The sequence below is a fragment of the Rhizobacter sp. LjRoot28 genome (assembly GCF_964253025.1).
Taxonomy (GTDB): domain Bacteria; phylum Pseudomonadota; class Gammaproteobacteria; order Burkholderiales; family Burkholderiaceae_C; genus Rhizobacter.
In genome coordinates this window covers 3,993,064-4,015,580 of sequence record NZ_CAXUQC020000001.1, presented here as the reverse complement: position 1 = coordinate 4,015,580, position 22,517 = coordinate 3,993,064, and the positions used below count along the sequence as shown (strand labels likewise).

Genomic DNA, 22,517 nt, shown 5'->3' with positions numbered 1-22,517 from the left:
GGTCCGTCATGGCTCGTCTGCAACAGTACTACCGCGAGAAAGTGGTGGCCGACCTCACAGCGAAGTTCGGCTACAAGTCCAGCATGGAAGTGCCGCGCCTCACCAAGATCACGCTCAACATGGGTGTGAGCGAGGCGGTCTCGGACAAGAAGGTCATGGAACACGCCGTGAGCGACCTGACCAAGATCGCCGGCCAGAAGCCTGTGGTCACCAAGTCCAAGAAGGCCATCGCCGGCTTCAAGATCCGTGACGGCGTGCCCATCGGCTGCATGGTCACCCTGCGTGGCGTCCAGATGTACGAATTCCTGGACCGCTTCGTCACGATCGCCCTGCCGCGCGTGCGCGACTTCCGTGGTATCTCCGGCCGCTCGTTCGACGGCCGTGGCAACTACAACATCGGCGTCAAAGAACAGATCATCTTCCCCGAGATCGAGTACGACAAGGTGGATGCGCTGCGTGGTCTGAACATCAGCATCACGACGTCGGCGAAGAACGACGAGGAGTGCAAGGCACTGCTCGCGGCCTTCAAATTCCCCTTCAAGAACTGAGGCGGCCCATGGCTAAAACTTCCCTCATTCAGCGCGAACTGAAGCGCGAGCAACTGGTTGCCAAGTACGCCAAGAAGTACGCGGAACTCAAGGGCATCGCCAACGACGCCAAGAAGAGCGACGAGGAGCGCTACGCTGCCCGTCTCGAGCTGCAGAAGCTTCCCCGCAATGCGTACCCCACCCGCCAGCGCAACCGCTGCGAACTGACCGGGCGTCCGCGCGGCACGTTCCGCAAGTTCGGCCTGGCCCGGAACAAGATCCGTGAACTCGCCTTCAAGGGCGACATCCCGGGCATTGTCAAGGCCAGCTGGTAATCGGCACGACGATCAGGAGATATCCGTATGAGCATGAGTGATCCTATCGCCGATATGCTGACCCGCATCCGCAACGCCCAGATGGTCCAGAAGGCCACCGTGCGCTTGCCGTCGTCGAAGCTGAAGGTGGCCATTGCCCAGGTCCTGAAGGACGAGGGTTACATCGAGAACTTCGCAGTGCGTGGCGAGCCCGCCAAGCCGGAGCTGGAAGTCGCGCTGAAGTACTACGCTGGTCGCCCGGTGATCGAGCGCATCGAGCGCGTCAGCCGTCCCGGCCTGCGCATCTACAAGGGCCGGCACGACATCCCGAACGTGATGAACGGTCTGGGTGTGGCCATCGTCACGACGCCGAAGGGCGTGATGACGGACCGCAAGGCACGCCAAGCCGGTATCGGTGGCGAAGTCCTTTGCTACGTCGCCTAAGGAAGGGGTAGAACAAATGTCCCGCGTAGGAAAAATGCCGATCGCCGTGCCGCAAGGTGTGGACGTGGCGATCAAGGCTGATCAGATCAGCGTCAAGGGTTCGCTGGGCACGCTGGTGCGTCCGCTCAACGGCCTGGTGACGGTCAAGAGCGAAGACGGCAAGCTGCTGTTCGCACCGGCCAACGATTCGGTCGAGGCCGACGCGATGTCCGGCACGTACCGCGCGCTGGTGGCCAACATGGTCAACGGCGTGAGCAAGGGCTTCGAGAAGAAGCTGACGCTCGTCGGCGTGGGTTTCCGCGCTGCTGCCGCCGGCTCCAAGCTGAACCTTCAGATCGGTTTCTCGCATCCGGTGAGCAAGGAAATGCCCGCTGGCGTGTCCGTCGCTTGCCCGACCCAGACCGAAATCGTGATCAAGGGCTCCGACCGCCAGGTCGTCGGCCAGATCGCTGCCGAGGTTCGTGCGATCCGTCCTCCGGAGCCCTACAAGGGCAAGGGCATCCGCTATGCGGATGAAAAGGTCGTGATCAAAGAGACCAAGAAGAAGTAAGGAGCGCATGACATGTTGAACAAGAAAGATCAGCGCGTTCGTCGCTCCCGCCAGACCCGTGCACGCATTGCCAAGCAACGCGTTGCCCGCCTGACCGTGTTCCGCACGAACCTGCACATCTACGCCAGCGTCATCTCCGACGACGGCGCCCGCGTGCTGGCCAGTGCCTCGACCGCCGAAGCCGACATCCGCAAGGAACTGGGCGCTGCTGGCAAGGGTGGCAACGTCGCCGCCGCTGCCGTGATCGGCAAGCGCATCGCCGAGAAGGCGAAGGCCGCAGGCGTCGAGAAGGTGGCGTTCGACCGTGCAGGTTTCGCGTACCACGGTCGCGTGAAGGCGCTGGCCGACGCGGCCCGTGAAGCCGGTCTGCAGTTCTAAGCGCGCAGCGCAACGACCAAGGAATTCGAAATGGCAAAGTTTCAACCCCGTGCGCAGACCGAAGGCAACGACGACGGCCTGAAGGAAAAGATGATCGCGGTGAACCGCGTCACCAAGGTGGTGAAGGGCGGTCGCACGCTGAGCTTCGCTGCGCTGACCGTGGTCGGTGATGGCGATGGCCGCATCGGCATGGGCAAGGGCAAGGCGAAGGAAGTTCCCGTCGCCGTGCAGAAGGCAATGGAGTCCGCTCGCCGCAACCTGGTGAAGGTCTCGCTGAAGAACGGCACGATCCACCACAAGGTGGTCGGTGAGCACGGCGCTTCGCACGTCCTGATGATGCCCGCTCCCGAAGGTACCGGCATCATCGCCGGCGGCCCGATGCGCGCGGTCTTCGAAGTGATGGGCGTGACGGACATCGTCTGCAAGAGCCTCGGTTCGCCGAACCCGTACAACCTCGTTCGCGCGACGCTCAACGCGCTGAAGAACACGCACACGCCGGCAGAAGTCGCGGCCAAGCGTGGTCTGACGGTCGAAGAGATCTTCGGCTGAGCGGCCCGATCGGAGAATTGCAATGACTGACAAGCAAAACGCCAAGAGCGGCGCGACCCTCAAGATCAAGCTGGTGCGCAGCATTGCCGGCACCCGCGAGTCGCACCGTGCCACGGTGCGCGGTCTGGGCCTGCGCAAGCTCAACAGCGAATCTGAACTCGAAGACACGCCCGCGGTTCGCGGCATGATCAACAAGGTCTCGTACCTGGTCAAAGTGCTCTGAGCGGAGAAAAGAACATGGAACTCAATACCATCAAACCGGCAGCTGGCGCCAAGCACGCCAAGCGCCGCGTCGGTCGCGGGATCGGTTCGGGCCTGGGCAAGACCGCAGGTCGCGGGCACAAGGGCCAGAAGTCGCGCGCCGGTGGCTACCACAAGGTGGGCTTCGAAGGCGGCCAGATGCCGCTGCAGCGTCGCCTGCCCAAGCGTGGTTTCAAGTCCGCTTCGCTGAAGTACAACGCCGAGATCACGCTGGCTGACCTCGAGGCCCTCGGCCTCGACGAAGTCGACCTGCTGACGCTCAAGCAGACCAAGCTCGTGGGCGAGATCGCCAAGGTCGTCAAGGTCATCAAGACCGGTGAACTGACCAAGAAGGTCGTGCTCAAGGGCATCGGCGCGACGGCTGGTGCCAAGGCCGCCATCGAAGCCGTCGGCGGCTCGCTGGCTTAATCCCGCTCGTCACAGGACCCGCTTCAGTGGCAACCAACCCGAATCAGCTGGCCAAGAGTGGCAAGTTTGGCGACCTGCGTCGCCGGCTTGTTTTCTTGTTGCTCGCGCTCGTGGTGTACCGGATCGGCGCGCACATTCCCGTGCCCGGGATCGATCCGGTGGCGCTGCAGCAGATGTTCAAGGGTCAGCAGGGCGGGATCCTGAGCCTGCTGAACGTGTTCTCGGGCGGTGCGCTGTCGCGCTTCACCGTCTTCGCGCTGGGCATCATGCCGTACATCTCGGCATCGATCATCATGCAGCTCATGGGCTACGTGGTGCCGTCCATCGAGGCGCTGAAGAAGGAAGGCGAGGCCGGCCGTCGCAAGATCACGCAGTACACGCGTTACGGCACGCTGGGTCTCGCGCTGTTCCAGTCGCTGAGCATCGCGCTGGCGCTCGAAGGCTCGGCTGGTCTGGTCATCAACCCCGGTTTCGGCTTCCGTGTCACGGCAGTCGTGAGCCTGGTGGCCGGCACGATGTTCCTGATGTGGCTGGGTGAGCAGATCACCGAGCGTGGCTTGGGCAACGGCATCTCGATCCTGATCTTCGGTGGCATCGCCGCCGGCCTGCCCGGTGCGATTGGCGGCCTGTTCGAGCTGGTGCGCAACGGTGCGATGAGCGCTCCGGTGTTCCTGTTCATCGCCGTGCTCGTGGTGGCCGTGACCTACGCCGTGGTGTTCGTCGAGCGCGGTCAACGCAAGATCCTCGTGAACTATGCGAAGCGACAGGTCGGCAACAAGGTGTATGGCGGTCAGTCGTCGCACCTGCCCCTGAAGCTGAACATGTCGGGCGTGATTCCGCCGATCTTCGCGTCGTCGATCATCCTGCTGCCGGCAACCATCGTGGGTTGGTTCGCCACGGGCGACAGCCTGCGCTGGCTGAAGGACATCGCGGGCATGCTGTCGCCGGGACAACCGATCTACGTGATGCTCTACGCTGCGGCGATCGTGTTCTTCTGCTTCTTCTACACGGCCCTGGTGTTCAACAGCCGTGAGACGGCCGACAACCTGAAGAAGAGCGGCGCGTTCATTCCGGGCATTCGGCCGGGCGACCAGACGGCGCGTCACATCGACCGCATCTTGTCCCGCCTGACCCTGGCCGGTGCGGTGTACATCACGGCGGTGTGCCTGCTGCCCGAGTTCCTGGTGCTGAAGTACAACGTGCCGTTCTACTTCGGTGGCACGTCGCTGCTGATCCTGGTGGTGGTCACCATGGACTTCTGGGCGCAAGTTCAGTCGTACGTGATGAGCCAGCAGTATGAGTCGCTGCTGAAGAAGGCGAGTTTCAAGTCGAGCTGAAGGCATGGGCCTTTCGACAACAGTGAGCTGACCGAGTACCGCATATAACGAGTCAACGCGATGGCGAAAGACGACGTCATTCAGATGCAGGGCGAGATTCTGGAGAATCTCCCGAATGCCACGTTTCGCGTGAAGTTGGAAAACGGGCATGTGGTGCTGGGTCATATTTCAGGAAAGATGCGGATGCACTACATCCGGATCTTGCCGGGCGACAAGGTGACGGTGGAGTTGACTCCCTACGACCTGAGCCGCGCACGGATTGTGTTTCGGGCGAAGTGAGCCCCCAGGTGACCCGGAACGGGCTCACGCCTGCGGATCACACGTATTGAATTGTTGAAGCGGTCTGAAAGAAGGCCTAGGAGAAGAGCATGAAAGTTGCTGCATCAGTCAAAAAGATGTGCCGGAACTGCAAAGTTATCCGTCGCAAGGGTGTGGTCCGCGTGATCTGCACCGATCCGCGCCACAAGCAGCGCCAAGGCTGAGCCGCCTTCGACAAAGCGAATAGAGGACGCACATGGCACGTATTGCTGGTATCAACATTCCGCCCCAGAAGCACACCGAGATTGGTCTGACCGCCATCTACGGGATTGGCCGCACGACCGCGCAGAAGATCTGCGCCCAATGCGGTGTCCCGTTCGATCGCAAGGTCAAGGACCTGACCGATGCCGATCTGGAAAAGATCCGTGAAGAAATCGGTCGCATGACCATCGAGGGTGACCTTCGCCGCGAGATGTCGATCAACATCAAGCGTCTGATGGACCTCGGCTGCTACCGTGGATTCCGCCACCGCCGTGGCCTGCCCGTTCGTGGCCAACGCACCAAGACGAATGCTCGCACCCGCAAGGGCCCGCGCAAGTCTGGCGTGGTCAAGAAGTGATTTGAGAGAAGGTCGATATGGCTAAAGCACCGAATACCGCCGCCCAGCGCGTGCGCAAGAAAGTCCGCAAGAACGTTGCCGACGGCATTGCCCACGTTCACGCGTCGTTCAACAACACGATCATCACGATCACCGACCGCCAAGGCGGCGCCCTGTCCTGGGCTTCGAGCGGTGGCCAGGGTTTCAAGGGCTCGCGCAAGTCGACCCCCTTCGCAGCGCAGGTCGCCGCCGAAGTGGCTGGCCGTGCCGCCCAGGAACAAGGCATCAAGAACCTCGACGTCAAGATCAAGGGCCCGGGCCCGGGTCGTGAGTCGTCGGTCCGTGCGCTGGCTTCCCTCGGCATCCGGATCAACTCGATCTCCGACGTGACGCCGGTTCCGCACAACGGCTGCCGTCCCCAGAAGCGTCGTCGCATCTGATCGTCAGCTCTTCCCTCGCCGGCAATCACCTCGTGTGCTTGCCGGCGTCTCCGTTGAAGCCGCAAGGTTTCATTAAGCCCACCGTCTGAGCGCCCAGAACAACACACGCCAGACTCGCGCGAGCTGATCGGCACTGCCCGACGCACGCGTCAGATTGAACAAGGACATCACGTGGCACGTTATCTCGGCCCCACTGGCAAACTCGCCCGCCGCGAAGGCACCGACCTCTTTCTGAAGAGCGCCCGCCGCCCGATCGGCGACAAGGTCAAGTTCGAAGCCAAGCCCGGCCAGCATGGCCGCACTTCGGGTTCGCGCACCTCCGACTTCGGCCTGCAGCTCCGCGAGAAGCAGAAGGTCAAGCGCATGTATGGCGTGCTCGAGCGCCAGTTCCGCCGCTACTTCGCCGAAGCCGAGCGTCGCCGTGGCAACACTGGCGCCACGCTGCTGGCCCTGCTTGAGTCCCGCCTCGACAACGTCGTGTACCGCATGGGCTTCGGCTCCACGCGTGCCGAAGGTCGTCAGCTGGTGTCGCACAAGGCGATCACCGTGAACGGCCAGGTCGTGAACATCGCGTCGTACCAGGTCAAGCCGGGTGACGTCGTGGCCGTCCGCGAGAAGTCGAAGAAGCAGCTGCGCATCGTCGACGCCGTGAAGCTGGCCGAGTCGCACGGCATGCCGGCCTGGGTTCAGGTCGACGCCAGCAAGCTCGAAGGCGTGTTCAAGAAGACGCCGGACCGCGACGAGTTCGCCTCCGACGTCAAGGAAGCCCTGATCGTCGAACTGTATTCGCGCTGATCGTCGCGCTGGCCGCCATCCAGTTGCCCTGCGGGGCAACGGATCGCGGCCGACTCTGTTTTCCTCGTTCGGCAGCGGTGCCAACCGCTCCGGTTGGTCCCTCAGCCTTATCGGTGTAACGAGCCGAGGGTATTGAAAGAAAGACCTCATGCAAACAAACTTGCTCAAACCCAAAGCCATCAATGTGGAGCCGCTGGGCGGCAACCGCGCCAAGGTCACCCTCGAGCCGTTCGAGCGGGGCTATGGTCACACGCTCGGCAACGCGCTGCGTCGCGTGCTGCTGTCGTCGATGGTCGGGTATGCGCCCACGGAAGTCACCATCGCCGGTGTGCTCCACGAGTACTCCACCGTTGACGGTGTGCAGGAAGACGTGGTCCACATCATGCTGAATCTCAAGGGCGTGGTGTTCCGTCTGCACAACCGCGACGAAGTCACGCTCGTGCTGCGCAAGGAAGGCGAGGGCCCGATCACGGCCGGCGACATCCAGACGCCGCATGACGTCGAGATCATCAACCCGGAACACGTGATCGCTCACCTGGCCCAGGGCGGCAAGCTCGACATGCAGATCAAGGTCGAGAAGGGCCGCGGCTATGTGCCGGGCAACATGCGCCGCTACGGCGACGAGCCGACCAAGTCGATCGGTCGCATCGTCCTCGACGCCTCGTTCTCGCCGGTTTCGCGCGTGAGCTACACCGTCGAAAGCGCCCGTGTCGAGCAGCGCACCGACCTGGACAAGCTCGTGATGGAAATCGCGACCAACGGCGCCATCACGCCCGAGGAAGCCATCCGCGCGTCGGCCAAGATCCTCGTCGAGCAGCTCGCCGTGTTCGCGCAGCTCGAGGGCAGCGAGATCGCCGCCTTCGACCAGCCGGCACAGCGCAGCACGCAGTTCGATCCGATCCTGCTCCGCCCGGTCGACGAGCTCGAGCTGACGGTTCGTTCGGCCAACTGCCTGAAGGCCGAGAACATCTACTACATCGGCGACCTGATCCAGCGCACGGAGACCGAACTGCTCAAGACCCCGAACCTCGGCCGCAAGTCGCTGAACGAGATCAAGGAAGTCCTGGCATCGCGTGGCCTCACGCTGGGTGCCCGCCTCGAGAACTGGCCGCCGCAAGGTCTCGACAAGCGATAATCGCTCCCCCGGCGCCCGAGCGATCGGGCTCCTCCAACGGCGTGGCCTCGTGCCACGCGGTGCCCCGGCAGTACCTGATACGGCTGCCGGTCTCAAACTCAAAGGAAATGCACCATGCGCCACCGTAATGGCCTTCGCAAGCTGAACCGCACGTCGTCGCACCGCCTGGCGATGCTGCGCAACATGACCAACTCCCTGATCACGCACGAGGCCATCAAGACTACCGTGCCCAAGGCCAAGGAACTGCGTCGCGTTGTCGAGCCGCTGATCACCCTGGCCAAGGAGCCGACGCTGGCCAACCGCCGCCTCGCCTTCGACCGCACGCGCGATCGTGACGTCGTCACCAAGCTGTTCAATGTCCTTGGCCCGCGCTACAACGCGCGTCCGGGCGGCTACACCCGCATCCTGAAGATGGGCTTCCGCGTCGGCGACAACGCGCCGATGGCCTTCGTCGAGCTGGTCGACCGTCCGGAACCGACCGAAGCCGCGGAAGACACCGCAGCCGAGTAAGCACGGTACCACCGTGTACCTGCCGAAGGGCCAGCGCATGCTGGCCCTTTTGCATTGGCGAACCGCGAGCCGCGGCCCGCGGGCGCGTGTCCTCGCAGGTCAGGCAGCTTCCGGGCGGCAGGGCCGAGTCCGCCTTCACCTCGATCAGGCGGCCGGTAGCGCCCGCCCCGGCATGGCCATGGAATGCGCAAGAGTGAACCGGACGCTGCGACGCCTGCCGCCGCCGGGACGCATCCGCGCGCGTCGCAGGAGCACGACGGACCAATGCCCTGCACGCGCCGGGGCCCGCGCCTTTGGGCACACTCCGATCCCATGCCCGCACCCATCTTCCGCATCACCGAACTTCGCAAGGCCTTTGGCGGCAACACCGTCGTCGACGGTCTGTCGCTCGAGATCCAGCCGGGCGAGTGCCTGGGCGTGATCGGCCCGAACGGGGCCGGCAAGACGACCACCATCCGGATGTGCCTCGGGCTCGTCGGTCCGGACGGCGGGCGCATCGAAGCCTTCGGGCTGCAGATTCCCGACCAGGTGCGTGAGGCGAAGAAGCGCATGGGTGTCGTGACGCAGTTCGACAGCCTGGACCCGGACTTCACGTGCGCGGAGAACCTTCGCGTCTACGGACGGTACTTCGGCCTCGACGCCGCGACGATCAACGAGCGCATTCCACGCCTGCTCGAGTTCGCAGCGCTGCAGTCGAAGGCAAATGCCAAGCCGGGTGAGCTCTCGGGGGGCATGAAGAGGCGCCTGAGCCTCGGCCGAGCGCTGATCAACGACCCCCAGTTGCTCCTGCTGGACGAGCCCACGACCGGGCTCGATCCGCAGGCCCGTCACGTCATGTGGGAGCGGTTGCAGAACCTGCTGCAGCAAGGCAAGGCCATCCTGCTGACGACCCACTTCATGGACGAGGCCGAGCGGCTGTGCGACCGCCTCATCGTGCTGGACCATGGCCGCAAGATCGCCGAGGGCACGCCGCGTGGCCTCATCGCCCAGCACCTGGAGAGCGACGTGGTCGAGGTGTATGGCGATGGCGCGCTGGATGCGGCTGCCCGGCACACTTCGCTCGCCGATCGCGTCGAGACGCGCGGCGAGACGGTGTTCTTCTACCTGCGCGACCCTGCGCCCCTGCTGCAGGCGCTGTCGCCGGTGAAGTCCCTGCGCGTGCTGCACCGCCCGGCCAACCTGGAGGACCTCTTCCTCAAGCTGACCGGCCGCCAGATCCGTGACGAGTGAGCCCGCCACCATGACCATCCACATTCACGCCCTCCCTCGACTGACCACCCGTTTCTGGCCGGTCGTCCTGCGCAACCTGCTGGTCTGGCGCAAGCTCGCCGTCCCGAGCGTCATCGGGAACATCGCCGAGCCGCTGATCACGCTGGTGGCGTTCGGCTACGGCCTCGGCTCGATGATCGGGCGCGTCGAGGGCCTGCCCTACATCCTGTACCTGGCCTCGGGCAGCGTGGCGGTGAGCTGCGCGCTGGCGGCCACCTTCGAGGCCCTCTATTCGGCCTACTCGCGAATGGAGGTGCAAAAGACCTGGGAGAGCATCATGAATGCTCCCATCGCCCTGGACGACATCGTCTTTGCCGAGCTCCTGTGGGCGTCCATCAAGTCCATGTTCACCGTCGCGGCCATCCTGGCGGTGCTGTTCGTGCTGGGCATCAGCCGTGAGCCCACGATGCTGCTCGCCCTGCCCGTGCTCTGGCTGGTCGGGCTGACGTTCGCCGCCATCGCGCTCATCTTCAATGCCCTGGCGCGCGGTTACGATTTCTTCACCTACTACTTCACCCTGGTGATGACGCCGATGACCTTCCTGTCGGGCGTCTACTTCCCGCTCAGCCAGATGCCCGTGCCCCTGCAGTGGCTGGCCCAGGTGCTGCCCTTGACGCACGCGGTGGCCCTGGTTCGACCGCTTGTCATCGGTGAACTGCCCGCGCGCCCCTTGGTCCCGGTGGCGGTGCTGTGCGCCTATGCCGTGCTCGGCTACTACGTCTCCCTCGTGCTGACACGAAGACGTTTCTTTAAATGATTGGCAGCATCCAAAAGCTGTGCTATAGTCACAGGCTCAGTCGCGGGGTGGAGCAGTCTGGTAGCTCGTTGGGCTCATAACCCAAAGGTCGTTGGTTCAAATCCAGCCCCCGCAACCAAATTCAAGGTCGGTGCCAAGCGCCGGCCGGCCGAGCAAAAAGCCAACCGCAGGGTTGGCTTTTTTGTTTCCGCCGCACATCGCGCCATCGGCGCAGGGTGAGACGCGAGCGCCTCACCCGCGGCCGGGCATCAGGAGATCACGCGCCCCTTGTCGCCGTACACCGTCATGTCGACCCGGCTGGACGCGACGAAAGGGGCGGTGCCGGCAAAGCCGACGGTCAGGTCGCCGAGTTCCAGCTGACGCACGCTGCCGAGTGCCGCGCGCAAGCGGTCACGCGTGACGTCGCGGCCGGCGCGGCGCAGGCCTTCCATGAGCAGCTGTGCGTTGATCCATGACTCAAGCGCCGAACCACTGCCGATCAACCCGGTGGCCGTCTTGAACTGGGCCTGGAAGGCGCGGACGACACCGATCTTCATCTGGTCGGCCAAGGGGAAGACGCGGGCCACCGCGACACCCTTGATGCCGTCGCCCAGCTTGGGCAGTTCGGTCGGAATCACCGCCACCGAGACACCGGCGATCGGCAGCGCCGGCATGCGGGCGCGCAGCGGAACGACGAACGACGTCGTGGCAGCGCCGGTCGTGGCGAGGAAGACACCCCCGGCCTTGCTCTCGATCACCTTGCGCGCGATCTCCTCGCCGTTGCTGCCGTCGCCCGCCAGGGCGAAGGCGCCCACCGGACGCATGCTGAGCTGGCCGAGGACGCGCTGGGCGTCGGCGAGCACCTCCTTGCCGAACGGGTTGTCGAGGTAGACGACCGCCATGTCGCGCAGCCCCATCTTCGACATCAGGGTCAGGGCGTGCTCGGTCTCGTCGCTGTAGCTGGGACGGACGTGGAAGACGTAGCGCTGCGCCTTGTTGCGCAGCGACGCCGCACCGGTGATCGGCCCGACAAGCGGAATGCCTTCCTTTTCCACCAGGGGGACGATGGTGGCGTTGTTGGCCGTCCCCATGACGGACATCAACGCGAAGGCGTTGCCGTCAGCCAGCAGCTTGCGCACGTTCTCGGCGGTGCGCTGGGGCACGTAGGCGTCGTCCAGCGCGACCAGCCGCAGCGTGCGGCCATGAATGCCGCCCGTCGCGTTCACGGCGGCGAAGGCGGCGTTGATGCCGGCGACGTGCTCCTTGCCCGCGCCGCCCAGCATGCCCGACAGGGCCAGCGTGGAGCCGATGGTGATCTGCTTGGCCGTGATCGGTTCCTCGGCCGCCAGCGAGGCCAGCGGCCAGGCGCCGGTTCCCAGGGTGGCAACGGTGGTGGCGGTGGTCTGGATGAACGATCTGCGGTGCATGTGGTCTTTCCGGGGCCGGCGGGCGGCGTTTTGCAATGGTGTGCGCGACGCTAAGGTCGCGCGACCGAAGTGTCGGTCACGTAGGCGACGGCCGGGGGCAGGGTCGACCGCCTATTACAGAGGATTTCACGAATTGCGTCGGGACACTCCCTGCGCGCGGGCAAATACGAGACAGCGGAACCCGCGGGCCGCCCCCGTGGTCCGAGCGCGGCGAGCGACATACAATCGACCGCTTTTCCGCACGCGACGCCCCAAGGCGGCGCGGCCCTAACAAGAGGATCCCCCGTGTTCATTTCCGAAGCTTTTGCCCAGGCCGCGCCGGCCGCCACCTCGGCCTCCCAGTCGCCCTTCGGCGGACTGACCGGCATGCTGCCCATCGTGCTGATGTTCGTGGTGCTGTACTTCGTCATGATCCGCCCGCAGATGAAGCGGCAGAAGGAGCACAAGGCCATGATCGACGCCATCGCCAAGGGCGACGAGGTCGTCATCGGCGGCGGGGTGCTTGGCAAGGTCACCAAGACCGGCGACAACTACCTCTACGTCGAAATCGCCACCGGCGTCGAAGTCCAGGTGCAGCGTGCGGCCGTCGTGCAAGTGCTCCCCAAGGGCACCGTCAAGTAACCCATTCACCCGGTGCCGGCGGCCGCCCTCTGGGCGGGGCCGCCGCGCCCCTGCGGAACCTTCCGCGAAAGAGCCGTCATGAACCGCTACCCTTGGTGGAAGTACGCGATCCTTGCGATCGCATTGCTGGTGGGCTTCCTCTACACGCTGCCCAACTTCTTCGGTGAAGCGCCTGCCGTGCAGGTGAGCAGTGGCAAGGCCACCCTCAAGCTCGATGCCTCGCTCGAGTCACGCGTCAGCCAGATCCTCACCGATGCCGGCGTGCGCGCCGACATGGTCCAGTTCGAGGGCAATTCGGTCAAGGCGCGCTTCTCCGACACCGACACCCAGCTCAAGGCCAAGGACGCGCTGTCACGGGCCCTGAATCCGGATCCGAGCGACCCGAGCTACATCGTCGCCCTGAACCTGCTGTCACGCTCGCCCGCCTGGCTGAGCGCCATCCACGCGCTGCCGATGTACCTCGGCCTCGACTTGCGTGGCGGCGTTCACTTCCTGATGCAGGTCGACATGAAGGCCGCGCTGACCAAGCGCGCGGAGGCGCTCAGCGGCGACATCCGCAGCATGCTGCGCGACAAGAACCTGCGCCATGCCGGCATCACGCGCGAAGGCAACAACGTCGAGGTGCGGTTCCGCGACCGCCAGACGCTGGAAGCGGCCCGCGGCCTGCTGGCCGACCAGTTGCCCGACCTGGCCTGGACCGAGGTCGCCGAAGGCAGCGACCTGAAGCTCGCCGGCGCCCTCAAGCCCGAGGCTGCGCGCCGGGTGCAGGAAACCGCCGTCAAGCAGAACATCACCACCTTGCACAACCGGGTGAACGAGCTGGGCGTCGCCGAGCCGGTCATCCAGCAGCAGGGCCTGGACCGCGTCGTCGTGCAGCTGCCCGGCGTGCAGGACACCGCCAAGGCGAAGGACATCATCGGCCGCACCGCCACCCTGGAGGTCCGCCTCGTCGACGACAGCGTCGAGGCCACCGCCGCGGCCAGCGGCTCCGGTCCCGTGCCCTTCGGCACCGAGCGCTACCTGGAGCGCGGCGGCCGCCCGATCATCGTCAAGCGACAGGTGATCCTCACCGGTGAGAACCTCACGGACGCCCAACCGGGCTTCGACAGCCAGACGAACGAGGCCACCGTCAACCTGACGCTCGACGCCGCCGGCTCGCGCATCTTCAAGGACATCACCCGCGACAACATCGGCAAGCGCATGGCCATCCTGCTCTTCGAGAAGGGCAAGGGCGAAGTCGTCACCGCGCCGGTGATCCGCTCTGAGATCGGCGGCGGCCGGGTGCAGATCTCCGGCGCCATGACCTCGGTCGAAGCCACCGACACCGCCCTGCTGCTGCGCGCCGGTTCGCTGGCCGCTCCGATGGAAATCATCGAGGAGCGGACCATCGGCCCGACCCTCGGTGCCGAGAACATCGGCAAGGGCTTCAACAGCGTGCTGTATGGCTTTGCCGGCATCGCGGTCTTCATGTGCCTCTACTACCGCCTGTTCGGTGTGTTCTCCACGCTGGCCCTGGCGTTCAACCTGCTGCTGCTCGTGTCCGTGCTGTCGATGCTGCAGGCCACCCTCTCCTTGCCGGGCATGGCCGCCATCGCGCTGACGCTCGGCATGGCGATCGACGCCAACGTGCTGATCAACGAACGGGTCCGGGAGGAACTCCGCGCCGGGGCCTCGCCGCAGGCTGCGATCCACGCCGGCTACGAGCGCGCCTTCGCCACCATCCTCGACTCCAACGTCACCACGCTGATCGCCGGTATCGCACTGCTGGTGTTCGGTTCCGGTCCCGTCAAGGGCTTTGCCGTGGTGCACTGCATCGGCATCCTGACCTCCATGTTCTCCGCCGTGCTGTTCTCACGCGGCCTGGTGAACCTCTGGTACGGGCGCCAGAAGAAGCTCAAGAGCGTGTCGATCGGCCAGGTGTGGATGCCGCCGTCGGCGGCCGGCACCGACGTGGCCGCCAAGGGCTGAGTCCCTCTCCAAGAACAAAGCTCACAGAGGATCCCCATGGAGTTCTTCCGCATCCACCGCGACATTCCGTTCATGCGGCATGCGCTGGTGCTGAACATCATTTCCGCCGTCACCTTCCTGGCGGCCGTGTTCTTCCTGGTCACCCGCGGCCTGCACCTGTCGATCGAGTTCACCGGCGGCACGGTCATCGAAGTGGCGTACCAGCAGCCTGCCGACATCAACAAGGTGCGGGAATCGGTCGAGGCGCTGAAGCTGGGCGACGTCCAGGTCCAGAACTTCGGCACCTCGCGTGACGTGCTGATCCGCGTGCCGCTGCGCGAGGGCGTCAAGCAGTCCGAACTGGTCGGCCAGGTGTTCGGCGCCGTGTGCACCGCCGAGCAGGGCACCGTCTCGACCCGCCAGGTGATCAGCCCCAAGGGCGAGGAGATCAGCCGCCCCGAGTGCCGGGTGGGCGATGCCGAGCCGGTGACGTTCCAGCGCAGTGAATTCGTCGGGCCGCAGGTCGGCAAGGAACTCGCCCAGGACGGGGCGATGGCGCTCGCTTTCGTGGTGATCGGCATCATGATCTACCTGGCGATCCGCTTCGAGTGGAAGTTCGCCGTGTCGGCGATCATCGCCAACCTGCACGACGTGATCATCATCCTGGGCTTCTTCGCCTTCTTCCAGTGGGAGTTCTCGCTGACGGTGCTGACGGCGGTTCTGGCGGTGCTGGGCTACTCGGTCAACGAATCGGTCGTCATCTTCGACCGGATCCGGGAGGCCTTCCGCAAATACCGCAAGATGACCACGCCCGAGGTGATCGACCACGCCATCACCAGCACGATGAGCCGCACGATCATCACGCACGGCAGCACCCAGCTGATGGTCGTGTCCATGCTGCTCTTCGGCGGCCAGACGCTGCACTATTTCGCGGTCGCCCTGACGATCGGCATCCTGTTCGGCATCTACTCGTCGGTGTTCGTGGCTGCGGCCATCGCCATGTGGCTCGGCGTGAAGCGGGAAGACCTGGCCAAGCCGGTCAACAAGGACCTGGATCCGGACGACCCCAACGCCGGGGCGGTGGTGTAGAGTTAACACCTCGTCCGACTCAACGTACCAACCACCCTCCATGGCGACCACTGCCGATTCGTTGGCCCTGGCCGCCCAGGCAAGGCGCTCCTATGTCGAGCGCCTGCTGAGCGGCGTGCCGGCCGTGGTCCATGCCGTCGAGGAAGGCGCCCGCCTGCTGGCCCTCCAGTCGGCCGAACACGGTCTGCAGTACAAGCGCCGCGACATCGCGCTCGACCTGCGCAAGGCGGCCCCCGCCTGGATCAACGGCATGGTCACGTCGCTGCGGGGCGCGCTCAACAGCGGCATGGTCGCGGTGTCCCGGCCGGGCGATCTGTCCCCGTCGGGCGGCTCGGGTGGCATGTCCCTGGTCGACGACGACACCATCGAGGTCGAAATACTCAGCTCACGCCTGGCGCTGGCCATGATGGACCGCGCCTCGTGGGAGTTCACCGACCTGCGTTCGCGCATGTCGTCCCTCGAGCGCCGCGACGAGCTCGACACGCATGATGTGCTGCGCCCGCACGTGCTGGCGCGCATCGTCACCACCACCTGGCGCGCGGCCCCCATGAGCCAGGAAGCCTGGCGCGTGCTGCAGGCGGTGCTCCACGAGGAATTCGCCCATTTTGCCGAAGAGGCCTACCACGAGACCAACCGCTGGCTGATCCAGCAGCGTGTGCTGCCCGAGATCGACCTGCGGCCCTTCATCCGGCGCACGCGCGCCGCCGTGGGCGGCGCCATGGGTGGCGGTGCGGCAGCGGCGGTCTCCCCCAACAGCGGCTTTGCGCGCAGCAACGTGGGCGAGGAAACCCGGATGATGACCCGGGCAGGCGGCTTTGCCCGCGGCTCCGACCACGCCGAGGCCGTGCTGGGCCGCCTCAACCGCCTGATCGGCCGCCAACTGCCTGAATTTGCCGGCACGGCGCCGATGCAGCCGCCGTCCGCCGACCTGAAGTACGCCATCACCGAGGCGCAGCAAGGCATCCAGCGCCGGCTCGGCGCCAGCGGCGGCGAGGCCGTCAGCACGCCGGCGCTGATGGACGAACTCCAGCAGCGGAAGCAGGCCCTGAAGGCCGCCGCCACCTCGCCGGTCGAACGCGCCACGATCGAGATCGTCGCCCTGCTGTTCCAGAGCATCCTGACCGAGGAGCGCATCCCGGCCACCGTGCGGGTCTGGTTCGCTCGCCTGCAGATGCCCGTGCTGCGGGTCGCCGTCAGCGAACCGGACTTCTTCGCCACGGTCGATCACCCGGCGCGCCGCCTCATCGACCGCATGGGCGCCTGCGTCATGGGCTTCGACTCCACGAGCCGCGCCGTGGGCGATGCGCTCGAGAAGGAGATCAAGCGCGTGGTGCAGGTGGTCGAGGCCTATCCCGACACCGGCCGCCGCGTGTTCCAGACGGTGCTGACCGAGTTCGAGAAATTCCTCGAGCACTACTTCAAGAACGAGAACGAGGCCACCCGGCGTGGCGTCTCGCTCGCCCAGCAGGTCGAGCTTCGGGAGACGCTCGCCATCCAGTACACCATCGAGCTGCGCAAGATGCTCAACGAGGTGCCAGTACAGGAGGGGGTGCGCGAGTTCCTGTTCCACGTCTGGGCGGACGTGATGGCCATGTCGTCGGTGAAGTACGGTGCGCAGAGCGCCGAGGTGAAGACCATGAAACGCGTGGCCGCGGACCTGATCTGGTCGGCCAGCGCGAAGGTGTCGCGGGAGGAGCGGGCGGAGGTGATCCGCCGGCTGCCGCTGCTGCTCAAGACCCTGCGCGAGGGCATGGACCACGCCGGCCTCAGCGCCGAGAAGCAGGACGAGCACATCCAGCGCCTGAACAACTCACTGGCAGCCGCCTTCACCGCCAAGACGGCGGCCATCCCGCGCGAGCGCCTCGAGCAGCTGATGGTCAAGCTCGAGACGCTCGAGGAACTGCTGCCCGACTCGGACGAAGTCGAGATCGACGAATCCCTGGTGCTCGACCTCTCCGGCCACGAGTCGTCCGAACTCGAGGTGGTGGGCGAGGGCGGTTCAATGCCCACCCCCGCGATGCTGGCCTGGGCCCGCGAACTGCAGGTCGGCGGCTGGTACATGCTCGACTACCGTGGCCGCAACGAGGTCGTGCAGCTGGCCTGGCAAGGGATGCGCCGCCAGCTCACCTTGTTCGTGTCACCGCACGGCCGCGGTGTCCTGTTCCAGCAGCACCGTCTGGCCGCCTTCCTGCAGGCAGGGCTGCTGGTGCCGGCACAGGATGAATCCCTCACCGTGCGCGCCACCCGCAGCGCGTTGGCCAAGCTCGACGTCGATCCGTCCCGACTGCTGAACTGAGCGTCGCCCGGCGCCTCGGCGGGCGCCGTCCGTCACGCCTGCGCAGGGTGGACGGCTTGTCAGACGCCTTTGCGGTCCTGCGGGCTTCGGTGGAGGGCAAGGTGGACGTCGCCGAGGCGCGCATACTGGCAGCCCCAACGACCGGGTACGTCACCGATGCGCACGCAGTACTACACCGCCACCAGCCTCGACGGGTTCATCGCCACGGAGGACCACTCCCTCGAGTGGCTGTTCCCGCTCGGCGACATCAATGACACCAGCTATCCCGCGTTCATCGCCAACGTGGGCGCGCTCGCCATGGGTGCATCCACCTACGAGTGGATGCTCCGGCACGGCCTGGGCGAGTCGGAGGCGGCCGGCGGACGGTGGCCCTACGCCCAGCCGACCTGGGTCTTCACCCACCGCGACCTGCCTGCCGTACCTGGCGCCGACATCCGCTTCGTCCGGGGTGACGTGCGGCCGGTACATGCCGCCATGGCGGAGGCGGCCAAGGGCCGCAACCTGTGGGTCGTGGGCGGGGGTGAACTGGCCGGCCAGTTCCATGATGCGGGCCTGCTGGACGAGTTGATCGTCCAGGTTGGATCGGTCACCCTCGGGGCCGGCCGTCCCTTGCTGCCACGCCGCATCTCCTCACCATCGATGCGCCTGCGCTCCGTGCGCCAGGTGGGGGAAGGTTTCGCCGAACTTCACTATGAGTTGCCCGGGCGTGGCTGACTGACGCTCGAATCACCGCAAGCGACGGACCTTGAGCGGCGCGTGCTGGCGGGCAAACTCCAGGCTCGCGCGGGCGGTGAGCCCCTCCCGCACCAGGCGCTCGGCCATCTGCCGGTGAGGATGGCGATGACGAAGAAGCCACGACGGACCGGACGGGTCGGTCCGCTACCAACGCCGGCCGGCCGGCCGACGCGGCGAATCAATGGATCAGGCGATCGGCCTCTTCGACGAAGAGTTCGTCGAGGATGAGCGCGTCGGGCTCTTCGCCAAGGCTCCAGAACACCATCAGGACGATGATCTTCAGGTCTTCCAGATCGACTGGCCCGCCCGGAATGGCGGTGGCGCGGTCGACCACCATCTCGCGCATGGGCGGTGGCAGCACGCCAGCAGATTCGAGGAAGCTGATGAAGCCGATGCAGTGCTCGCCCAGGTGCTCCTGCTCGCTGGGCGTGTAGACGCGCAGGCTGTCGGCGCGCTGCTCGCCCGAGTAGGACTCGCTCGCGCTCGCCAAACCGTCGAGCCAGGTCAGCGCTTCCTCGATTTCCTCGGACTCGAAACCCATCGCCGACAACTTGCGGGTCAGCTGGGCATGGTCCGGGCAGGCGTCGGGACGCCAGTAGTTTTCGTACAGGTACACAAGCACGTCAAACATGAAACCACTATACCCCATGGCCGGGCTTGGTCAGGCCACTGTGGACCCCGTTTGCCAAGCAGTGCCGAAGGTGGTCGGTGCTTGCGGGAATGCGGTCCGGCTGCCGCACGGTACGGGCCGTCTGGCGCCTCTCAAGCCCGGACCAGGCGCTGATAGCGCTCACCGGGCAGGCGCTCGATGTGGCCGCCGAGCTCGAGCTCGAACAGGCGTGCAAGCAGGGCCGGCGCGGCCTGGCCGGTGCGGGCGGCCAGGGTGTCCAGATCGGCCGGATCGTGCCCGATCGCGTCGAGCAGCGCGTCGGGCAGCGACGGCGCGGCGGGCACGCGGCCCCGGCCGGGCGGCGTGGCGGCGTGGCACTCGGCCGGCGCAACGGACGGCAGCTCTTCCAGCACGTCGGCCACCGACTCCACCAGTTTCGCGCCGTTTTTGATGAGGGCGTGACACCCGCGCGCACCGGCTGCATGAATGGAGCCGGGCAAGGCCCAGACCTCCCGGCCCATGTCGGCGGCCAGACGCGCGGTGATGAGCGAGCCGGACGCCAGCGCAGCCTCGATCACCAAGGTGCCTTGTGACAGGCCGGCGATGATGCGGTTGCGCTGGGGAAAGTGGGCCGGCAAGGGCGTCGTGCCAAGCGGATGCTCGCTGACGATCGCCCCGCGGGCTCGGATGTCGGCCGCCAGCGCGGCGTGACGGCGCGGGTAGTCGATGTCGAGCCCGGTGCCCACCACGGCCACCGTGCTGGCCGGGTGGCCGAGGGCACCCTGGTGCGCGGCACCGTCGATGCCGAGCGCCAGCCCGGACACAACGGTCAGGCCGGCCGCCGCCAGGTCGCGCGACAGCGCCTCGGCGTTCGCGAGACCCTGGGCGCTGGCTTTGCGGCTGCCCACCACGGCCACCGACGGGCGGCAGAGCAAGGCGGCGTTGCCCTCCACATGCAGCAGCAGTGGCGGATCGGGCGCATGCAGCAAAGGGGTCGGATAGGCCGGGTCACCGAGCGGAATGACGCGGCGATCCACGCCGAGCGATGGCGCGGCGGCGAGCCAGGCGAGGGTTGCGTCCACGAGCGTCGCATGACGGCCGCTGGAAACCAGCGCCTGGCATGCGGCGTCGCCGGCGATGTGGCGGAGGGCCTCGCGGGGAGCATCGAGCACGGCTGCGGCGCTGCCGAAGGACTTCAGCAGCGCCCTTGCAGCACGCCGGCCGAGACCGGGCGTGTGCGCGAGGCGCAACCACGCGGGCAGTTCACCGAGGTCCGTGGCCATGTGGGCGAGGACCTGGTGTGGTGCGCGAGGCCGCGGGGCCTCAGGGCTGCGAGAAGCGGTCGCCCGCGGAAACGGGCTCGTTCACGTTGAGGATGAGCGCGTACGACATGCGGTTGAACACGCGGAACACATAGAGCATGCCGTGCCGCTCGTCAGGCAGTTTGATCGTCGGGGCCTTGGGGTCGGTCTTGTCGATGATGCGGCGGCCATCGCGCCACAGGGCCAGCACGTGGCCGGGCTCCATGCCGTCGCGTGCACCGCGGTTCAACGCGACGATCTGGTTCTGGCCGGCGTTCAAGGCCTCGCCGTAGACGGAGGCGATCTGGCCGCTGATGGGCGACTGGGGCGCACGCGGCACATGGTTCATGTACTCGGTGCGGGGCATCGGCGCCAGGCGGTCGCCCGAGCGGATTTCCTGGCGGACCGTGGCGATGCGGAACGAGTCGGGAACGATTTCGTCGCGGCCCTTGGCCGTGCCAGGGACCAACGAGCCCGGCTCGTCACCGCGGCGCACGAGTTCGGCGGTGCCGAGATAGAAGCCTTCGTAGCCCAGGATTTCCTGGGTGGTCGGGTCTTTCAGGGCCACGGCCGGCTCGCGGAAGACGCGGAAGTTGCGCTCGCCACGGAGGTCGCCGCGCACGTAGGCGCTGTCACCGCGGGTGACCAGCACCCGGTTTTCCTGGGTGGCGACGATGCGCGGCGCACGTTCGAGTTCGTTGGTCTCGAAGATGACGGCTTCGTTCAGGAAGGGCTCGATCTGGGCCAGGTCGATCGCCGGGATGCCGTTGTTCAGCTCGCCCGGACGCACGCGGGGCGACAGCCGGCCGTCGGCGCCCACCGGGTCGCCGACGCGCAGGCGGGCGCGGCCGTTCGACTTGTCGAGGACCAGGATCTGGCCGGGGTAGATCAGGTGCGGGTTGCGGATCTGGTCGAGGTTCATGCCCCACAGCTCGGGCCAGCGCCACGGGCTGGTCAGGAAGAGCTTGGAGATGTCCCAGAGGGTGTCACCGCGCTTGACGGTGTGGGAATCGGGCGCATTGGGCGACAGCTCGGAGAGCGGAACGCCTTCCTGGGCGACCTTCTGGGCGGTGCTGCGCTGCTGCGGCGTGATCGGGTAGTTGCCCGGTTCAGCCATCGCGGCGCCGGCGCCGAGGGCAAGGAGGACGGCCACTGCGGTAGCGCGAGGATGGAACATGGCAATTCGTTTGCTTCGGATCATGAAGGTGGGTCTCCGGTCGCGCAGGCAGCACAATGGCTGAAATGTAAGGCCCGCCGAGCCCGCTGCGCGCAGGGCTTCCCCAGTTCGGCGAAAATCTTCATTCAGTTTCACAGATTCTGCCCATAAACCCTTGATATCGCAACGAAAGTGACCAGCTGATACCACTCCGAACGGCCCCCTTTCCAGGCCGCTTGTTGTGTCGTGTCCACAGGCCATTCGTGGCAGCCGCCCGTCGCGTTTTACCCTCCGTTCGTCGTTTTTCTCATGGCCAAGCTTTCCATCCTCCGCTATCCCGATCCCCGGCTTCACACCGTCGCCAAGCCGGTGGAGGTCGTCGACGACCGCATCCGGCAGCTGGCCGACGACATGCTGGAGGTGATGTACCAGGCCGACGGCGTCGGCCTCGCCGCCACTCAGGTGGACGTGCACGAGCGCCTGATCGTCATCGACACCTCGGAAGGGCGGGACGACCCCCGGGTGCTCATCAACCCGGAACTCGTTGCCCGCAGCGAGGAGATGACCTTCGCCGACGAAGGCTGCCTCTCGGTGCCCGCCATCTATGACAAGGTCAAGCGCCACGCCCGCGTGACGGTCAGGGCCCTCGGCCGCGACGGCCAGCCGTACGAGTTCGAAGCCGACGGCCTGCTGGCCATCTGCGTGCAGCACGAGATGGATCACCTCATGGGCAAGGTCTTCGTCGAGTACCTCAGCGCCTTGAAGCGCGACCGCATCAAGACCAAGCTGCTCAAGAAGGCCCGTGACGACCAGCGTCCCTGAACCG

General features: G+C 66.0%; 28 protein-coding genes and 1 tRNA gene. 25 read left to right on the top strand and 4 right to left on the bottom strand.

Features of this window, described 5'->3' with window-relative positions:
- Positions 1–8 precede the first annotated feature (8 nt).
- The 19 genes from rplE to ACSQ2F_RS18255 all read left to right on the top strand — a co-directional run bounded on the left by rplE (position 9) and on the right by ACSQ2F_RS18255 (position 10,648).
- On the top strand, positions 9–548 hold the full coding sequence (gene rplE / locus ACSQ2F_RS18345) for a 50S ribosomal protein L5 (protein WP_436025442.1): 540 nt from the start codon (positions 9–11) through the stop codon (positions 546–548).
- Between the two features lie 8 nt (positions 549–556).
- On the top strand, positions 557–862 hold the full coding sequence (gene rpsN / locus ACSQ2F_RS18340) for a 30S ribosomal protein S14 (RefSeq protein WP_436025440.1): 306 nt from the start codon (positions 557–559) through the stop codon (positions 860–862).
- A gap of 27 nt (positions 863–889) precedes the next feature.
- Positions 890–1,285, top strand: a complete 396-nt coding sequence (gene rpsH / locus ACSQ2F_RS18335; protein WP_436025438.1) for a 30S ribosomal protein S8 — start codon at positions 890–892, stop codon at positions 1,283–1,285.
- Positions 1,286–1,301: 16 nt separating this feature from the next.
- Entirely contained in the window at positions 1,302–1,835 is a 534-nt protein-coding gene (rplF, locus tag ACSQ2F_RS18330) for a 50S ribosomal protein L6 (RefSeq protein ID WP_436026875.1), read from the top strand.
- 12 nt (positions 1,836–1,847) lie between these two features.
- On the top strand, positions 1,848–2,213 hold the full coding sequence (gene rplR, locus ACSQ2F_RS18325; protein WP_436025436.1) for a 50S ribosomal protein L18: 366 nt from the start codon (positions 1,848–1,850) through the stop codon (positions 2,211–2,213).
- Between the two features lie 30 nt (positions 2,214–2,243).
- Positions 2,244–2,762, top strand: a complete 519-nt coding sequence (rpsE, locus tag ACSQ2F_RS18320) for a 30S ribosomal protein S5 (protein WP_436025434.1) — start codon at positions 2,244–2,246, stop codon at positions 2,760–2,762.
- A gap of 22 nt (positions 2,763–2,784) precedes the next feature.
- Complete coding sequence (rpmD, locus tag ACSQ2F_RS18315) at positions 2,785–2,985, top strand: 50S ribosomal protein L30 (protein WP_085749147.1); 201 nt, start codon at positions 2,785–2,787, stop codon at positions 2,983–2,985.
- A 14-nt stretch (positions 2,986–2,999) separates the two neighbouring features.
- Complete coding sequence (gene rplO / locus ACSQ2F_RS18310) at positions 3,000–3,431, top strand: 50S ribosomal protein L15 (protein ID WP_436025432.1); 432 nt, start codon at positions 3,000–3,002, stop codon at positions 3,429–3,431.
- Between the two features lie 26 nt (positions 3,432–3,457).
- Positions 3,458–4,768, top strand: a complete 1,311-nt coding sequence (gene secY / locus ACSQ2F_RS18305; RefSeq protein WP_436025430.1) for a preprotein translocase subunit SecY — start codon at positions 3,458–3,460, stop codon at positions 4,766–4,768.
- A 60-nt stretch (positions 4,769–4,828) separates the two neighbouring features.
- Positions 4,829–5,047, top strand: a complete 219-nt coding sequence (infA, locus tag ACSQ2F_RS18300) for a translation initiation factor IF-1 (protein WP_009855680.1) — start codon at positions 4,829–4,831, stop codon at positions 5,045–5,047.
- Between the two features lie 89 nt (positions 5,048–5,136).
- Complete coding sequence (rpmJ, locus tag ACSQ2F_RS18295; RefSeq protein ID WP_011830995.1) at positions 5,137–5,250, top strand: 50S ribosomal protein L36; 114 nt, start codon at positions 5,137–5,139, stop codon at positions 5,248–5,250.
- Positions 5,251–5,282: 32 nt separating this feature from the next.
- On the top strand, positions 5,283–5,645 hold the full coding sequence (rpsM, locus tag ACSQ2F_RS18290) for a 30S ribosomal protein S13 (RefSeq protein ID WP_436025426.1): 363 nt from the start codon (positions 5,283–5,285) through the stop codon (positions 5,643–5,645).
- 17 nt (positions 5,646–5,662) lie between these two features.
- Entirely contained in the window at positions 5,663–6,064 is a 402-nt protein-coding gene (rpsK, locus tag ACSQ2F_RS18285; RefSeq protein ID WP_056668469.1) for a 30S ribosomal protein S11, read from the top strand.
- A 171-nt stretch (positions 6,065–6,235) separates the two neighbouring features.
- Positions 6,236–6,859 carry a 30S ribosomal protein S4 gene (gene rpsD / locus ACSQ2F_RS18280; RefSeq protein WP_436025424.1) on the top strand — a complete coding sequence of 208 codons (624 nt, stop codon included), beginning with the start codon at positions 6,236–6,238 and terminating at the stop codon, positions 6,857–6,859.
- 148 nt (positions 6,860–7,007) lie between these two features.
- Positions 7,008–7,994, top strand: coding sequence for a DNA-directed RNA polymerase subunit alpha (locus ACSQ2F_RS18275; protein WP_436025422.1), 987 nt, complete (start codon positions 7,008–7,010; stop codon positions 7,992–7,994).
- Between the two features lie 114 nt (positions 7,995–8,108).
- Positions 8,109–8,504: a 50S ribosomal protein L17 gene (rplQ, locus tag ACSQ2F_RS18270; protein ID WP_436025420.1), complete on the top strand. Its 396-nt coding sequence runs from the start codon at positions 8,109–8,111 to the stop codon at positions 8,502–8,504.
- Positions 8,505–8,816: 312 nt separating this feature from the next.
- Positions 8,817–9,734 carry an ATP-binding cassette domain-containing protein gene (locus tag ACSQ2F_RS18265; RefSeq protein ID WP_436025418.1) on the top strand — a complete coding sequence of 306 codons (918 nt, stop codon included), beginning with the start codon at positions 8,817–8,819 and terminating at the stop codon, positions 9,732–9,734.
- A gap of 10 nt (positions 9,735–9,744) precedes the next feature.
- On the top strand, positions 9,745–10,530 hold the full coding sequence (locus tag ACSQ2F_RS18260; protein ID WP_436025416.1) for an ABC transporter permease: 786 nt from the start codon (positions 9,745–9,747) through the stop codon (positions 10,528–10,530).
- Positions 10,531–10,571: 41 nt separating this feature from the next.
- Positions 10,572–10,648: transfer RNA gene (locus ACSQ2F_RS18255), tRNA-Met, on the top strand.
- A 130-nt stretch (positions 10,649–10,778) separates the two neighbouring features.
- Here ACSQ2F_RS18255 and ACSQ2F_RS18250 read toward each other — a convergent pair.
- Positions 10,779–11,936, bottom strand: a complete 1,158-nt coding sequence (locus ACSQ2F_RS18250) for an ABC transporter substrate-binding protein (RefSeq protein WP_436025414.1) — start codon at positions 11,934–11,936, stop codon at positions 10,779–10,781.
- A 285-nt stretch (positions 11,937–12,221) separates the two neighbouring features.
- On the opposite strand from ACSQ2F_RS18250, the gene yajC reads away from it, so the two are divergent.
- The 5 genes from yajC (at position 12,222) to ACSQ2F_RS18225 (ending at position 18,603) form a co-directional block, all read left to right on the top strand.
- Positions 12,222–12,557 (top strand): preprotein translocase subunit YajC, encoded by a 336-nt coding sequence (gene yajC, locus ACSQ2F_RS18245; protein WP_436025412.1) that lies wholly within the window; start codon positions 12,222–12,224, stop codon positions 12,555–12,557.
- Between the two features lie 78 nt (positions 12,558–12,635).
- The gene (gene secD / locus ACSQ2F_RS18240; RefSeq protein WP_436025410.1) at positions 12,636–14,525 is read left to right on the top strand and encodes a protein translocase subunit SecD; all 1,890 of its coding nucleotides are present in this window, start codon (positions 12,636–12,638) and stop codon (positions 14,523–14,525) included.
- A 36-nt stretch (positions 14,526–14,561) separates the two neighbouring features.
- Positions 14,562–15,593: a protein translocase subunit SecF gene (secF, locus tag ACSQ2F_RS18235; protein ID WP_436025408.1), complete on the top strand. Its 1,032-nt coding sequence runs from the start codon at positions 14,562–14,564 to the stop codon at positions 15,591–15,593.
- Positions 15,594–15,633: 40 nt separating this feature from the next.
- On the top strand, positions 15,634–17,889 hold the full coding sequence (locus tag ACSQ2F_RS18230) for a DUF1631 family protein (RefSeq protein ID WP_436025406.1): 2,256 nt from the start codon (positions 15,634–15,636) through the stop codon (positions 17,887–17,889).
- 156 nt (positions 17,890–18,045) lie between these two features.
- Positions 18,046–18,603 (top strand): dihydrofolate reductase family protein, encoded by a 558-nt coding sequence (locus tag ACSQ2F_RS18225; protein WP_436025404.1) that lies wholly within the window; start codon positions 18,046–18,048, stop codon positions 18,601–18,603.
- Positions 18,604–18,802: 199 nt separating this feature from the next.
- Here the strand turns inward: ACSQ2F_RS18225 and ACSQ2F_RS18220 are convergent, their stop codons facing one another.
- The 3 genes from ACSQ2F_RS18220 to ACSQ2F_RS18210 form a co-directional block, all read right to left on the bottom strand.
- On the bottom strand, positions 18,803–19,255 hold the full coding sequence (locus ACSQ2F_RS18220) for a DUF494 family protein (RefSeq protein WP_436025402.1): 453 nt from the start codon (positions 19,253–19,255) through the stop codon (positions 18,803–18,805).
- Between the two features lie 131 nt (positions 19,256–19,386).
- Positions 19,387–20,517, bottom strand: a complete 1,131-nt coding sequence (dprA, locus tag ACSQ2F_RS18215) for a DNA-processing protein DprA (protein ID WP_436025400.1) — start codon at positions 20,515–20,517, stop codon at positions 19,387–19,389.
- A 40-nt stretch (positions 20,518–20,557) separates the two neighbouring features.
- Positions 20,558–21,712 carry a LysM peptidoglycan-binding domain-containing protein gene (locus ACSQ2F_RS18210; protein ID WP_436025398.1) on the bottom strand — a complete coding sequence of 385 codons (1,155 nt, stop codon included), beginning with the start codon at positions 21,710–21,712 and terminating at the stop codon, positions 20,558–20,560.
- Between the two features lie 288 nt (positions 21,713–22,000).
- Here ACSQ2F_RS18210 and def point away from each other — a divergent pair, with 288 nt between their 5' ends.
- Positions 22,001–22,513 (top strand): peptide deformylase, encoded by a 513-nt coding sequence (def, locus tag ACSQ2F_RS18205; protein ID WP_436025396.1) that lies wholly within the window; start codon positions 22,001–22,003, stop codon positions 22,511–22,513.
- Positions 22,514–22,517 lie beyond the last annotated feature (4 nt).